A 13,736-nucleotide genomic window follows, 5' to 3' on the forward strand; every position below is an offset into this window, starting at 1 on the left:
TCGTACTTACTCGTACTAATTGTGTGGCCACAATGAACGTATCGCCCAGACCCTCAATAGCTATACCAGCACAACGGTATCCCATAATATCCTGCCGTCCAAGCGGTGACAAGAGCCGGGCCGTGCCACGAATTCGCGACTGCCCAGCGGAGATCGACCTCGAAACGTCACCAGTGCGGTCTCTGCCCGCTGGAGTGGCGCTGGATGCACGGACCAGCGTATCGAAACCAAGGGCGCCCACGAGAAAGCAACCTCGACCGATTCAGATTGATTAACCAACGATCGGCTGTCTTAACACCCGTCGTTGGTTAAGGTCACGAGCACCCAGTCCAAGCCCCGCCCGGGTCAGCCTCGCACCCGCAGCGGATACCAGCTAGAACCAAAAATACACGCTTATATAATACGGTTCGTCTTCTCAGAACGTCGGGAGGAGCAGGACCCTGTATCAGAGTCTTCCGTGACACACCACTCTGGTCCATCGATCTGTCAGCCCTTCTTCTCCTGACAGTTTCTAGATTTCATACTATTCGAAATACACATGGGCAATAAAGGGCAGTGGTAAGTATAGTTGTTCTCAGCAACCGCAATACCGCTCGCAGGCAGTGTGGATCTCGAGAGGAGATGTCTGTCCTCGCGTAAGCCCGACGGGAGCCACAGGGAGTACAGTTCGTCTGCTCCCCTCTCAGAGACACCGATTGAGTACGTAGATGACGGATAGAAATAGTTGCAACCGCCTCCAGTGTGACTCTAATGACGACGCTGAAGCGTATCCAGAACTGGCTGTCCGATCGTCATCCGCTCGAGTTTTGAGTGCGTAGGTGCTCAGTGAGCGTCACTCGTCCACAAACGAACTTGATCCGATGACGTCCGCGATACGAGAGTGGAACTCGCAGAGCAATCCCCGCTCGAGTGGTCTCCTGGGTAGGTTCGAGCAACTACCCTGGACCCGACCCAGAGGGCCCCATCGGGTAAGCACAGTCAGCGTCCCAGTTGTTGTTTCCGCGTAGCTTCCAGCAGAACTACGTGTCTTTATTTAATATTAGGCGAGATACTTCGGGAGCCAGAGCCCACGGGCACTGACAGTTGGTCTGCCGCTTTCGATGGAGAAGTTATCACCATTCAGGAACTGGCCGAGACGATCGTCGACGTGACCGATTCGACCGCCGAAATCACGTATACCGACGGACGAGACGGTGATATTCGCCACAGCCGGGCCGATATCGCCGCCATTCGATCCGGGCTCGGCTACGAACCGACCGTCTCGCTTCGCGAGGGACTCGAACAGACGGTCGAGTGGTAACAGCACTGATCAGCCGGCAGTATCTCCTTCTTAGTCGTTCCCGGGGTGAGACTGAAGAGGCGGCGTGCTCGAGGACTGTCACTTGCTGCGCTTCTCACTCCTTGCAGTGCTTCTGTCGTCTTGGGCTTGAGCCTGTCAAGGCTTTCGAGGTGGTTGCACCCACAAGAGTGACTGAAATTCGGATTCGCGAAAGTCCTGCAACTTACTCCTCTCGAGGATCGGTCACCAATTCGAACAGCCGTGTGCCGTCATGGACGCAGTTGACGTGGCCGGCTGCCTCGAGCACTTCGAGTCGATTGTACACGGTATTCCTCGAGAACCCCGTCCAGTCGACGAGTGCACCCTTCGTCGCTCGGCCGTCGTGCAACTGATCGAGAATTGCTTCGTCTGCCGGCCTGAGATCCTCCGGGTCCATCGGGTTGCTGATCTGTGGAGTAGCCATCGGCATATATCCCATCAGTACGCACTTAGAACTAATTATAAGAACACCTATTCAGCATATGCAGAATGCACAAGCACTAAGACCGAAGGCGAGCTATCGGGTAGCGAGCACGGACGTCCTCGGCGAATCCGAGGCCGGTGTTTCAGGCACCGACCTCCGTGCTGGAGCAACCAGCAATGTCGGATACAGCACCTACTACAGTAGATGTTTCGGACGCAGAGCACCCCTCGGAGAGTTTCGAAGAACTCGTTCGAGCTGTCGAACACCTCCAGGCACAAAACGAACGGCTCACAGACCGCGTGACCGAACTCGAGACGAGCCTCGAACAGGCTGAGGACAGAGTCGAGTCGCTCGAGGAGGAGAACGAAACGCTTCAAAAGGAAGTCGACCAGCTGACGGCGCTCACCGAGGCAGCCCGCAACCGCACGGGCGCGAACAAAACTCGGATCGAGGAACTCCAGGCGCGCGAACTCGAGAAAGGCGCCCATCTTCGTGACTCGAACGTCGACGAACACGATCTCGAACTCGAGGACGACTATCTCGAGCGACTCACCAAATCCGACGGCCACGCCTACTTTCGACTTCCCGATTCGGACGACCCCCTCGATCGGACCGACACCACACTCGCGCATGGCGACCTGCTCCCGATTCAGCAACTCGCCCGACTCGATGAGGACATGCGTCGCTCCACGACGAACGCCCTTCCCACGAGACTCGCCGCGAAACTCTGGAAGGCCCGAACCGATTCGACCGTCGGCGACGATCCTTGGAAGGCGGGCTGTAAGGACGTCCGTGAGTACGTCACCGCCGGCGACCTGAAACACTGGATTCGCCGCCAGGAAGACGGCGTCAGCGATAGTTACGCCAAGAAATTGGTCTCGCGGACGATCGACGCCCTCCTCGAGCTCTCGAAGAATCGCCTCGCGGTCCACCGGAAGACCCAGCGCAAGAACGGCCTCTCATACACCGAACGGCGAATCGTCCTGCCGACCGACGCCGACATCCCAGGTGAATCGTCTTCGACACCGGAGACAACCGACGTCCACGGAGCAAGCTGAACCCCCCTTCGCGAGCACAGACTCGACACCCGACACCCACGCTCGAGCGAGCACGCACACGCTCAGGACATCACACTCCCACACCGAACGCCGTTCGTACGAAGGGACGAGTAGCCGAGGGACCGTTCTCGATCGGTCGTCGTCGGTCCACACTCGAGACCCCGCTCGAAGGTTCGTCCGAGGACATCAGCTGTCACCGGGCTCTCTCTCTTTCTGTGCCCCGATCGATTCTGACAGACACACGACTGTCTTTCGAGCAATCAAACGAGAGACGTAGCTCCCCCTGACTCGAAAGCGCTCCCAGACTCATCGACGGAGTCGACGGTTCCCGTTCGCTCTGTTCCGACACTCGCACTCTGAGTCGGCCACGCTGGTGAAGTCGTGGAGAGGCCCCCTGTATGCTCGCACCTGGCCCGGCAGCCACGGAAATCCTCGTCGAGACTCGATTGAGTCCCCACTCGAGTGAGAGACAGACGGAAGCTCCACTGTTTCTCAGTCGGGCTCCGTCCAGAGCAGCCGAACTCTACTCTCTCGGCGGTCGACCGCAGATATCGATCGGCTTGCCGGCGTCCAGTCGTCGGTGGACAGTCGCCATCGTCGGGGCGGGGAGCAGTCGTCTGAACGACTGCTCCGGTGTGCAGCCGCCAGTGACGGTAGCTCCCACAACCTGGGGCCCAACCGCGTCGGGTCTGCCGAGCGTGGCTCCGGGACGTGTCTCGACCGTCCGGCGGTGACACGCTGGTTGCTACGGCACTACGTGCCGATCAGTCGTCGGCTGGCAGCATCGCCGACTGAGCGTCACTGTCGGCTTCGAGTGCGCCGACGAGGTACTTGACCGCGTTGCCAAGGACCGTATCTGCGTCCTCCGAGTAGTCGCTCCCGGTCACGTCACCGCTCGAGGCAAAGCTCGAGAGCAAGACGGTGCTTTTCCCGTCGTCGATGCCGACGCCACCGCCACCGCTGATCTGGTGGGCGTGGATCTCGCCGACGACGTCACCATCGTAGCCGTCGAACCAGCTGCGGTCAGGATGGTGTGCGTCGTGGATCTGGAACGAGTCGCCGTCGTCCCCGACACCGTCGAAGATCGGGTGGTCTGCGACGATCTCGAGTTCTGGGTTGGACCCGGGGCCGCCACCGCGGCCGTCGTCGGTCGTCTCGGGATTGCCGAGGGCGGTGGCCTTCGCGGCGATTCCCTCGAGGCGACCCCGCTGGTCGAGCCAGACGACGTTGATCTCCTCATCGCCCGTCTGCTCGTCGAACGCCTCGACGAATTCCGTCTCCATGCTGTTGACGACGTACGTGTTGTACTCTTCCTCTTCGGCGGCGTCGACGGCTTCCTCGCCCGTGAGCAGGTCGATCTCCTCGTCGAGATCCAGCTGGTCGTCGAGTCGAGAGACGAGATCGGCGCCAGTGCCCGATGGAATCCCGGGCTGCTCGTCGTTGACGACCGCCGGCGCCAGTTCCCAGTCGTCGTCTTCGGGTGCCGCGACGTATGCGACGGCGTTGGCGACGATCGCCAGCGCGTCGTCGGTCAGTTCGTCCGGGCCGACCCAGCCGATCCCGATCGCTGTCAGGAGCACGTCACTGCGTTCCTCGTCGACGGCGAAGGCGTTGGCATCGTCGGCTGCCTCGGCGTAGACGTCGGCGTCGGTGTCGCCGAAGGAAGCACCGTCGTCCCACGTGTCGGTGTGGATCTCGACCTCGTCGCCGGGCTCGGCGACGTCCTCGAGGATCTCGTGGGTCTCGGTGATCTCCCAGGTCGCCAGGTCGGTCCCCGTCGTCACATCGTCCGGATCGTCGATGAGCTCCGCTCGCGGGCTGAGCGTGTCCGGGCCGAGGTTCTGGGCCGTGTAGATCGTGCCGATCTCGTCGGTGGCCTCGTACCACTCGTCGGAGTCCAGCCCGTGGACGAAGTAGGCGTCGTACGCCTCGATATCCTCGAGGGCCTCACTGGAGTCGACGTGCTCGACCTCGTAGACGTCGGCGAGTTCGTCCTCGAGGATGGCCACCCAGTCGTCGCCGTATCCTTCGGTGTCGTCGATGACGGCGACCTCGACCAGCTCCTCGACGACCTCTGTCGGCCCGGTCGTCAGGCTGGTCGTTTCGCCGGCGCCGTCGAACGTGTGCTCGAGTTCGACACCGCCGCTGGTGTCGGCTTCCGTCTCGACGCTGACCTCGACCTCTCCGATCCCGCCATCGAGGGCGACCGGCTCGCCGAGATCGGCGTCCTCACCGTCGACGGTAAGCGCGAGCTCGCCGCCGTAGCCGCCCGTGTTCGAGACCGTAACGGTCTCGGGATGAGCCGCAAGGAGCGTCGTCGTGATCGTCTCGCCGCCCTCGATGATCGCCGGCTGGTCGGAGACAACCTCGGCGGCCAGCGCAGCGGGCAGGTCGAAGTCCTGTTCGGTAGTGTCGCCTTCTGGCACCGTCACGTCGTGGCTGACCTCCTCGTACCCGAACGCCTCGGCCGTCACGGTCGTGTCGCCGGCTTCCGCGAGCACGTCGTAGACGCCGTCGTCGTCGGTCTGTGTCGAGGTGCCGGGATCCGCAACCGTCACGTCGGCACCGCCGATCGGGCTGTCGTCGGTGTCCGTAACGGTGCCGGTGACACCCTGGTCGAGGGCGACCTGCTGGGTTGCCTCCAAGGCGTCGATGACGCCGTGGCCGTACTCCGCGTTCGGATCCTCGCTTGGGGCCTGCTCGGGTTGCCACGCGGTGTCGACCATCGTCTCCCAGAACCACTCCCGGTCGAGCTCGCCGCTGGCCGAGACCATCAGCGCAAAGGCACCGGCCTTGTGTGGCTGGGACATCGATGTGCCGGAGATCTCGGCGTACTCATCAGGGTACAGGCTGAGCACGTCGACGCCGGCCGCAGAGGCCGTGGGCGTGACGTACTCGTCGGCCCAGTAGTCCGGGATCTCCTCGGGATCGTCGAAGAACTCCTCGGGCTCGATCCACTCGCCGACGGCGAACTCCGCGAGGTCGTAGTTCTCGTCGATCGCCTGGCTGCCGAACGACGAGTAGAACGCCCCCGGTGTCGAGAGGCTGTCGTTGCCGTTGGATGCCGAGAGGATGACGCCGGCGTCGGCGATATGCTCTGTGGCCTCGAGGGTGACCGTATCGGATGGCGAGCCACCGAGACTCATTCCGATAATGTCCGCGGTGGTTTCGTCGACGGCCCACTCCATACCGGCGACGATCTGATCGAAGGTACCGCCACCGAGTGCGTCGAGTACCTTCCCGTGCCACAGCTCGGCGTCGGGAGCGACGCCGTAGGCGGGCACGTCGCCATCGGGCTCCAGTGGTCCGGCGGTCGTGCCGGCCACGTGGCTGCCGTGGCCGTTGTCGTCGAAGGGCTCGGAGTCGATCGGGTTGCCGTCGCCGTCGAACTCCTGCCAGTTGTCCGGATCGAACGCCGCGAAGTCCGGGTGGTCGGCGTTGATTCCGGTGTCGAGGACCGCAACCTCGGAACCGGCCCCGGTGACGTCAAGTTCGTCCCACACCTCGGGGACGTTGAGCTGCTCGAGTCCGTAGGTGACGTCGTCCGCGCTCGTACTGACATCAGTCACCGACGCCGGTTCCGGGAGCTGGTAGTCGACGTTGCGGTGGACCCACCGAACCCGTGGCCAGCCGGCGAGCTCGTTCGGACTGATCTCGTCGGTTCGGACCTTCAGCACCATCGCGTTTGCAAGCCAGAACGTGTTGGCGACGCGAACCTCGTCGAGTGCCTCGGCTCGCTGGCGAAGCTCTTCCTGGGTCGCCTCGGCGTGTGCTTGGAGTTGGGAGACGACCTCGTCTCGTCCGACGTCCTGAATCTGGGCTCGGTCGAGTCGCTCGAGCCGGAGAACGACCTTGACCATCTCGTTGTCTGCCCACAGGTCGGCAAGTGCCGAGTCGACCGCCGGGTCGTCCGCATCCTGTGGGGTCACGTCCTGGGCGGTGACTCCTGCGGTCATCCCACCGGCAATGCCGGCCGCACCGAGGCCCTTGAGTACTGTACGTCTCTCGAATCCGCTCTTGTCGTTATCGCTCATGTCAGACGTCGGCAGCTACGGGCTTCCCACCACCACTCCAGCACTGCACCCTCCAACACGCCCTCCAGTTGGGAATGTAACATGCCAACGGTGAACGTTATTCTATACTATGGTATAATACTTAGGGAATTAATAGGAAGGGAGGTTATATTTAGCGCTTATAAATAGATACCTTGTCAATAAATGCTGTGAAACCAATAATCAGCCGACGGAGAGGAGTGAGAATATCACTCACCCAATAGAGTATTATATTGCTTCAGTATTGATTAATAATATTGAAGGATGTCGATGAGACGCAGTTGGTTGGCGGAGGAGCCAGGAAGCAGCGATGCGGGCCGACGAGCCGAACGCGGTATCGAACCGCTCGAGCGTCTCACGGGACCGATCAGCCCGCAACGCCGTCGCAGGCGTACTCGAGTCGGTCGAAAAAAGTGGCCACCGACAGGTAGCTACTGCCAGACCGTCTCGGGTAGCGGTCCGTGCGTCCACTGTGGCCACGGTACCTTTCTCGGACTTCGCTCTTGCGAAGCAGGTGGTTGGGAGGGATGGAAGCGGTGGCGGAGAGGTGGCCAACACACCCGATCAGAGTCTGTGAGACCTCCACAGAGGTTGCGGTGTCCTCACTGTGTTCCCGAATCAAGACGAGGAGTCACCGCCCACGATGGCCTTCGTTTCGTTCTCGTTGCGTTCGTCTCCCTCTCGCTCTCGGTGAGTTAGCCCGGTGCAGCGCGCGCGAGCTATGATCGTCGCTACGTCGCCGCAACCACGCTCATTGTGCTCGACACAATCGGCGAACCCGACTGCCTCTCCGCCATCACCGGAACGGTCGTTGTTCCGCCCACGATCCGAGACGACGCCACGACCGAACCGGCCAAGCCGACCCTCGAGCGACTGTGTGATCGAGGTGCGGCCGAGACGGCGCTGCCACCGCGTGCGGACGAGGAGCGGGTCCGGGTGATCCTCGAGGAACCCGCGGTGAACGGCGACGGTCGCCCGGTTGTGGCGATGCCCGTCCATCGATTCGGACGGGACGGGGTCGTGAGGGGCGATTCTGCTGATCGCCGTCTGCGAGCTATTGCTTACGGCCTCGGCGCACCTCGATCACACGCTCGAACTCGAGGTCCCTGGCCCACTAGGGTTGTTCCCGCCCGAGAACGCCATCGCCTGTTCCCTTCGGCGATCGATGCGCCGACAGTTCCCCGGTATTTATCTTTTGATGGGATGGATATCCAGCTACCACGAGCTTTCAGGATGAATATTCGTCACTATATCTGGGGTATGTCGTCGGAGGAGCCAACGGTTCCAGTCTACGATTCGATCCTCGCACTGCTGCCGATCATCAGCAGTCTCGCGGTGACGAGCTGGGCGGTGTCACAGCGAGTCGGCTACATCATGACGGGCGCGCTGTTGGTCTCGATCGCGGCGTACGGGGTGTTGATGCCCGACATCCGGCTGCAGTTCGACGCCGCCTTTCTCGTGCTCATCGGTGGCTACTGGCTCGGGCTACTCGTCCACTACTACTATGCGCCCCACACCGAGTTGCTACAGTATATCGCCGCCACACCACTGGTGGTACTTGCAATCGTCGTCGTGTTACCGGCGTTGATCAACGGCCGCCGCCAGACGTTCACGATGGGGCTGACGCTCGTCGCCACCCTGGTCGCGCTGGTCGGCATCGGGATGGTCTGGCACGAACTCCAGACGAGCGAGACCCTCTACGAGTCCGTTGGTAATTCGGTGTTCGGGATCGAGGGGATTCGGACGGCCTCGATCTTTCACAATCCCAATGGGTTTGGCTTCGTCATGATGGTCGGCAGCCTCGCGGCGCTGTACACGTTTCTGGCCCGCCGCGGGGCGGTGTGGCTCGGGGCGCTCCTGGTCTGTCTGCTCGGCTTCGTCCTAAGCGAGGGCGACGCCGCGCTCGTCGGCTTCGCCGCCGGCTCGGTGCTCGTCCTCTCGGGATTCGACCGACGGGTCGGTTTTCTCAGCATCGGGGTCGCCGCCCTCGGCGTCTACGTGGCGATCCGGCTCGGTCACGTCGGCGAGGTGATGGAGACAACGCTGTTGACCCGCGTCGACCGCTGGGTGGCCTCGCTCGAGCGCCTCGCCGAGGACCCGATGCTCGGAATCGGCTTTGCGAACACCGCCGAGGAGATCGACAGCTCCAGAGGCCCGCACAACTCCTACATCTACCCGCTGCTCAACACGGGCATCATCGCCGGGAGCCTCTATCTGGGCGCACTCGTCTACGCACTGGGTCAGGGGATCCGCACACGCTGGACGCCCTGGACCGGGTTCGTGGTCGGGCTCACCGTCGCAATATTCCTGTATATGGGGTTCGAGTCGCTGTTCCTCGGCGGGCTCAGCCCCTCCTCGATTATGTTGGGGCTGTGTCTCGGCCTCCTCTTGTACTCCCCTGAGGACGACGGCCCGGTCACCGATCTGCGATCGAAGTTCGTCGTCCGATAGGCTCCTTCTTTGAGCAAGTTTCGACGGGTGGCGTGAGCGCTCGAGCCTTCAATGCCGAGCACCGCCAGCCGCAGTTCCTCGATCGCTCACCGACTAACGCGGACACGTCGTCCGACCGAGGCCGCTCAAACCAAGATCGGTGGTCCGAGCGAATCTCTTCGCCACGACAAGATCGTCGAGTCCGAGACCGTCGGCTGAACTGCGCGATCGACGGCACAGCCGTCTACTCGCCGATCAACTTGACAACATGACCGGAGACACAGTTATTGTAGCCCCACTCAAAGAGAGGGCAGCATGGCACAACCGATTCCCTCCCAGTGTCCCGACTGTGGCGCCGTGGAGATCCGCGTGGCGAAAGTTTCGCCAAACGACCACGATCGTGGGGAGGGGTGGGCGACGCGGGCGACCTGTGAGGCCTGCGAGGAGTACGTCGAGTGGTTCGACTGAGTCCCTCCGTGTCGGTGACTGAGCTGGCGTGTGTCGCCACGCCGACTGGCCTGGGACCGCCACGCCGTATGGGATCGCATCCGCAGTGGTGTCGCTGCCATCGATGGGAATCGGTGCGTCGACGCAGACCGCCATCTCGCGGCGGATCATCTGACTCGATGTCTGTCACCACTCTACTGTCAACGCCATAACTATAGTTCACCTACCGGCCACCCTCTCGGTGCTGAGTCGGGTTGGGGTCGATCATGCGTCGTGTGCTCTCGGACCGCCTGCATCGGGCAGTCTCGAAGGAGCTTGCGCTCGAGTCGGACGTGGCCGACCAGTGGCCTCGCCGCCAGCATTGCGACGCGCTTTCTGTCGAACGATTGCAACGGGTTCGGACCGATGGTGGGGTGACGTGGTCCCCTGGATCCTGACTCGGCGTGGTCGTCTCGTGCGACAGGAGTCACACCGATCGCTCGGTCACAACACGGGATGCAGGCTCGATATCCGGAGCTACTGCACAGCGGCGAGGATCGCTTCCAGCTCGTCTTTCCGGAACGACGACGGTGCGTCCGACGGGGTGGGCGCGTCGCCGACATCGATCGTCCCCAGGATACCCGCCCGCATCTCCGCTTTCGGCGGCAGACGCCCGCCCGTCTCGATCTCATACCCCACCGCATCACAGACTGCGGCGAGGTCCTCTTTCGTGAACGCTGGCGAGCCCTCCCGTTCGAACCGACCGACCGCTTCCCTGATTGCGTTTCGAAGCTCACCGACGGTATGTGCCATACTGGCTACGACACGGACGTCCCCCGTCGTTATTCCGGTCGGAATCTAGCTGCTGGCCTGGCGCTCGAGGGCCGCCGATCGGGACTCGATGCGGTCACGAACTGCGAGGGCATCGAGCCGGTCGACGGCGGTCGCAGAGGAGTCTTCCCACGGGAACGACTCACCCCCAATCGGCCGTAACGAGGGTGAGCTACCCGTCCGCATCCTGGACGTGGTCTCATGGCTGTCCGTCTGAGTAGGGCAATTCCCTAGTTCGGCGGCAGTCGCCGTAGAGTGAGACATGTCACGGAAACGTCAAACATGCATCCATACTTAACTCAAAGTCACACTAGATTTATGTGAGGTGTTTACTAGTATAGAGGTAGATGGGTAGATTTGGTGACCTGATCGACGCGACGCCTGTCAAGCACCGACTCCAGAGCACTGGCAGTGATCGCTCGCTTCTCCGAGCGAGCGGCGTCAGTACGTACAGCGGGCCGTAGCCGCACAGACGAACTGCGGCCGTTAGGTGTGCGGCCCTGTCTCGCGGACAGTCGCAGGCCTGCCGAGATCACCGGTGGCTGCGTCAGGGAGGTGGGGGCTGTTCGTCCAGTTGAGCGAGGACGATCCGGTACTTCCAGCACAGAGTAAAACGAGAGGATGATTGATACGAAATGAGAGTAACTCGCCGAACCGTGCTCATTGGGCTTTGGGGAATCGTTGTCGCTGCTGGTGTTGCTATCGGCATCGGAGCCTTCAATCAGGCAACGTGAGTTATCGATCGAATCGTGATGGGGACCCGTGGCAAGACGGGCTTCGAGCGCTACAGCCTCGGTCGTGTCGCAGAGAAAGTGGTCCGAACATCACCAGTTCCGGTCCACATCGGGGATCGCGATGGCTGAGGGATGCAAGTACGCCGTTTGTGGATGTAGACTGAAGAGGGTGGGGTTCCGGTGCAGTACTTTCGTGGCACCTTGGCCCTCCCTCTGTCTGCTGCCTTTCGCGTGAGAAAGCCATAGCCCCGTCAAACCGTTCGATACCCATGAGATCAACCGCCGTGTGCCGACAGTACAGAGTCACCAGTCCCCGTGAACCCAGCTGGTCCCCTCAGCCTCGGGTCGTCCTCGCTGAGCACTGTCGCCGGGCGCTCGCGGGAGTCTCATCCGTGTTCGGGAGGGTTGGGACACCGCACCAAGGGCCTGTGTGTAGGATCCTAAAACTACTGTATTTATAATAGAGAGACCACCTGTGCAGTGGTGGGAGCCGACAATGAGCAAGGAAGGGGCCATGTTCCAAGAAACGGTAAAGTTGACCGATGCCGCCCGCCATTCTTTCATATCCCGTGAGTTCTTAGCTCAACGTAGGTGGGGGATCCTCTTGCTCGGCATTACGTACGCCATCATAGTCGCTCTACTCCCGCTCGCCGTTATCTCTGACTTCTGCCGACTCTTGACCTACGGGACAAATGCCGCGCAGACGGACGACAGTCTTCCCTCCAGGAAGTCGGGTGAAATCATGGGTGAATCGGACTGAGACGATATCAATACCGTCTACACTCCGATCAGTCACCTCATGTGTCCGTTCCTCTCCTGCTCGAGAGGCAGTAGGGGAGAAGGCGATACTGGCGAGGCAATCAAGAAGCCGTGATCTGCACCGATATGCTCCTCTATTCATGTTAGTAGTAACATATTAGTCGGTGAGACTGAGATGGTTACATGGCTGGTAGGTCCTACTATCCCACTAGCACCCCTGGGGAGTACTACTGGCTTGCCTGATCCCTTCAGGACATGATAGGTTGGTCTCCCTACCCACCAACCTCACACCGACGTGATCTCGTGGACGTCACGAGGGCCAGACTCACCCTCTGGCCTTCCCATTCCCCTGCATTCGACGGCGTGTGACCCTCTCTGTAGGGGGTCTGGTTGGTTGTTGTACCACCACCAGTACTGACGTCGAGCAGCCGGGGGACGGACACTCGTCGGTCTCGACGGCGTTACTCTCGGTCAGACGACCGCGATCAGACGCCGACTACGTCGGCCTTTTGGATAGGAGTTGAAGGTGTGTTTTCACTTTGCATGCGGGGTGGAGGAACTAGGAGCCCTACTCCCCGAGCGAGTGTTGAGCAACGCCGCGAGACGGATGGTGCGCTTCGATCCGTTCAGTGCAGCGCTCGCACAGTTGGTCGGCCTTGAGCGTTCGTCCCGACGGTTCGGTCCACAGCGGTGGTACTCCGCTCTCGGCCGGACCACCTGAGCCGAGCGTCAGATAGAGCGAGTTTCCGAGCGTCTCGGTCGGCTCATCGACGACGGACGCCCAGAGCAGCGGGACACCGTTGTCGGAGCGAATCTCGAGTTTAACTCGATCAGTGGCATGTCGATGACCACACTCGAGCGCAACCGCATCGTGACGTGCTCCCACGACTAAAGTCGTGGGTTTCCCACCCGGTGTTGGCCGGGCAGGTCACTCCTGAAGGTTGGGAATCTACGCTTTGTGACCGACGGCACTGGCTCCGCCACGAAGCCGGTACTCGTACCCCGTGTGGGGCTTCGAGGTATCTTGTTTTGTGGCGGTCGGCGCGGTCGGCTCACTTGTTTGATTCCGGCTTTCGCCGTGGCAAACACCGAGTCAACTGCCAGTTTTCCGCGCACAACGACTGTTACGGTCGGTTGACCAATCAAGCTTACGGCGCGTATCCCACGACTGAAGTCGTGGGTTTTGCGCCTGCTTCACGCTATAACGTGTTCCGCGTCGACGACGAGGACGGTGGGCTCGACTGGATCAACGAGTGCCACGACATGGTCGACGCCCTCGGCCACGAACTGGTCTTCGCCACTCGATCGGCGTGTGGCTCGTCGGCGGACTGGTGGTTTGTTGCTAGTATTCTACATTGGGAAATTATTAGTAGTGCAAGCAGAAAGCCGTCGGACGTCGGAGGTAGCGACGTGTCTCCCGTGACACTTCCTGCACCAATTGCCACCTCTGACACGTCTGGTCGCCTATCAGTTAGCCACAGAGTGTAGGTTACTTGCCTGTCATTTCCTCAGTTCAGGTCCTGCAATTGTCATACACAGACGGATAGCGAAACCGCAGTCCGTAGGCATGCATCGAGTGGACAGAGGTGATCTCACGCAGCGGGGAACATGAGCGGGTATCTGAGCGTGTGTTGAAGTGAACGCACACGGGTACTCTCAGTAATCCGATGAGGTAGCCACCATCAGTCGTATCGGTCAGATCGC

Annotated in this window: 9 protein-coding genes; 6 read left to right on the plus strand and 3 right to left on the minus strand. The window is 61.2% G+C overall.

Going from position 1 to position 13,736, the window contains the following annotated elements; genetic code table 11:
- Positions 1-1,147 precede the first annotated feature (1,147 nt).
- Complete coding sequence (locus tag ACFEMD_RS06235) at positions 1,148-1,300, plus strand: hypothetical protein (RefSeq protein WP_394740104.1); 153 nt, start codon at positions 1,148-1,150, stop codon at positions 1,298-1,300.
- Positions 1,301-1,502: 202 nt separating this feature from the next.
- Here the strand turns inward: ACFEMD_RS06235 and ACFEMD_RS06240 are convergent, their stop codons facing one another.
- Positions 1,503-1,748 (minus strand): helix-turn-helix transcriptional regulator, encoded by a 246-nt coding sequence (locus tag ACFEMD_RS06240; RefSeq protein ID WP_394740105.1) that lies wholly within the window; start codon positions 1,746-1,748, stop codon positions 1,503-1,505.
- Between the two features lie 293 nt (positions 1,749-2,041).
- On the opposite strand from ACFEMD_RS06240, the gene ACFEMD_RS06245 reads away from it, so the two are divergent.
- Positions 2,042-2,800: a hypothetical protein gene (locus ACFEMD_RS06245; protein WP_394740106.1), complete on the plus strand. Its 759-nt coding sequence runs from the start codon at positions 2,042-2,044 to the stop codon at positions 2,798-2,800.
- 764 nt (positions 2,801-3,564) lie between these two features.
- Here ACFEMD_RS06245 and ACFEMD_RS06250 read toward each other — a convergent pair.
- Positions 3,565-6,834: a S8 family serine peptidase gene (locus tag ACFEMD_RS06250; RefSeq protein ID WP_394740107.1), complete on the minus strand. Its 3,270-nt coding sequence runs from the start codon at positions 6,832-6,834 to the stop codon at positions 3,565-3,567.
- Between the two features lie 1,278 nt (positions 6,835-8,112).
- On the opposite strand from ACFEMD_RS06250, the gene ACFEMD_RS06255 reads away from it, so the two are divergent.
- Both ACFEMD_RS06255 and ACFEMD_RS06260 read left to right on the plus strand, forming a co-directional pair.
- Complete coding sequence (locus ACFEMD_RS06255; protein ID WP_394740108.1) at positions 8,113-9,303, plus strand: O-antigen ligase family protein; 1,191 nt, start codon at positions 8,113-8,115, stop codon at positions 9,301-9,303.
- Positions 9,304-9,597: 294 nt separating this feature from the next.
- Positions 9,598-9,750, plus strand: a complete 153-nt coding sequence (locus tag ACFEMD_RS06260) for a hypothetical protein (RefSeq protein WP_394740109.1) — start codon at positions 9,598-9,600, stop codon at positions 9,748-9,750.
- 495 nt (positions 9,751-10,245) lie between these two features.
- On the opposite strand, the gene ACFEMD_RS06265 is transcribed toward ACFEMD_RS06260, so the two are convergent.
- On the minus strand, positions 10,246-10,521 hold the full coding sequence (locus ACFEMD_RS06265) for a hypothetical protein (protein WP_394740111.1): 276 nt from the start codon (positions 10,519-10,521) through the stop codon (positions 10,246-10,248).
- Positions 10,522-11,288: 767 nt separating this feature from the next.
- On the opposite strand from ACFEMD_RS06265, the gene ACFEMD_RS06270 reads away from it, so the two are divergent.
- Together ACFEMD_RS06270 and ACFEMD_RS06275 are read left to right on the plus strand one after the other, a co-directional pair.
- Positions 11,289-11,402: a universal stress protein gene (locus ACFEMD_RS06270; RefSeq protein ID WP_394740112.1), complete on the plus strand. Its 114-nt coding sequence runs from the start codon at positions 11,289-11,291 to the stop codon at positions 11,400-11,402.
- Between the two features lie 367 nt (positions 11,403-11,769).
- Positions 11,770-12,033 carry a hypothetical protein gene (locus ACFEMD_RS06275; protein ID WP_394740113.1) on the plus strand — a complete coding sequence of 88 codons (264 nt, stop codon included), beginning with the start codon at positions 11,770-11,772 and terminating at the stop codon, positions 12,031-12,033.
- The last annotated feature ends 1,703 nt before the right edge of the window (positions 12,034-13,736 follow it).

Origin of the sequence: Natronococcus roseus, assembly GCF_043677095.1 — an archaeon.
In the GTDB taxonomy this organism is placed as follows: domain Archaea; phylum Halobacteriota; class Halobacteria; order Halobacteriales; family Natrialbaceae; genus Natronococcus; species Natronococcus roseus.

Coding starts and splice junctions, on each gene's coding strand:
- ACFEMD_RS06255 (WP_394740108.1), top strand. CDS start 8,113: ATGTCGTCGGAGGAGCCAACGGTTCCAGTCTACGATTCGATCCTCGCA.
- ACFEMD_RS06240 (WP_394740105.1), bottom strand. CDS start 1,748: ATGCCGATGGCTACTCCACAGATCAGCAACCCGATGGACCCGGAGGAT.
- ACFEMD_RS06265 (WP_394740111.1), bottom strand. CDS start 10,521: ATGGCACATACCGTCGGTGAGCTTCGAAACGCAATCAGGGAAGCGGTC.
- ACFEMD_RS06275 (WP_394740113.1), top strand. CDS start 11,770: ATGAGCAAGGAAGGGGCCATGTTCCAAGAAACGGTAAAGTTGACCGAT.
- ACFEMD_RS06250 (WP_394740107.1), bottom strand. CDS start 6,834: ATGAGCGATAACGACAAGAGCGGATTCGAGAGACGTACAGTACTCAAG.
- ACFEMD_RS06260 (WP_394740109.1), top strand. CDS start 9,598: ATGGCACAACCGATTCCCTCCCAGTGTCCCGACTGTGGCGCCGTGGAG.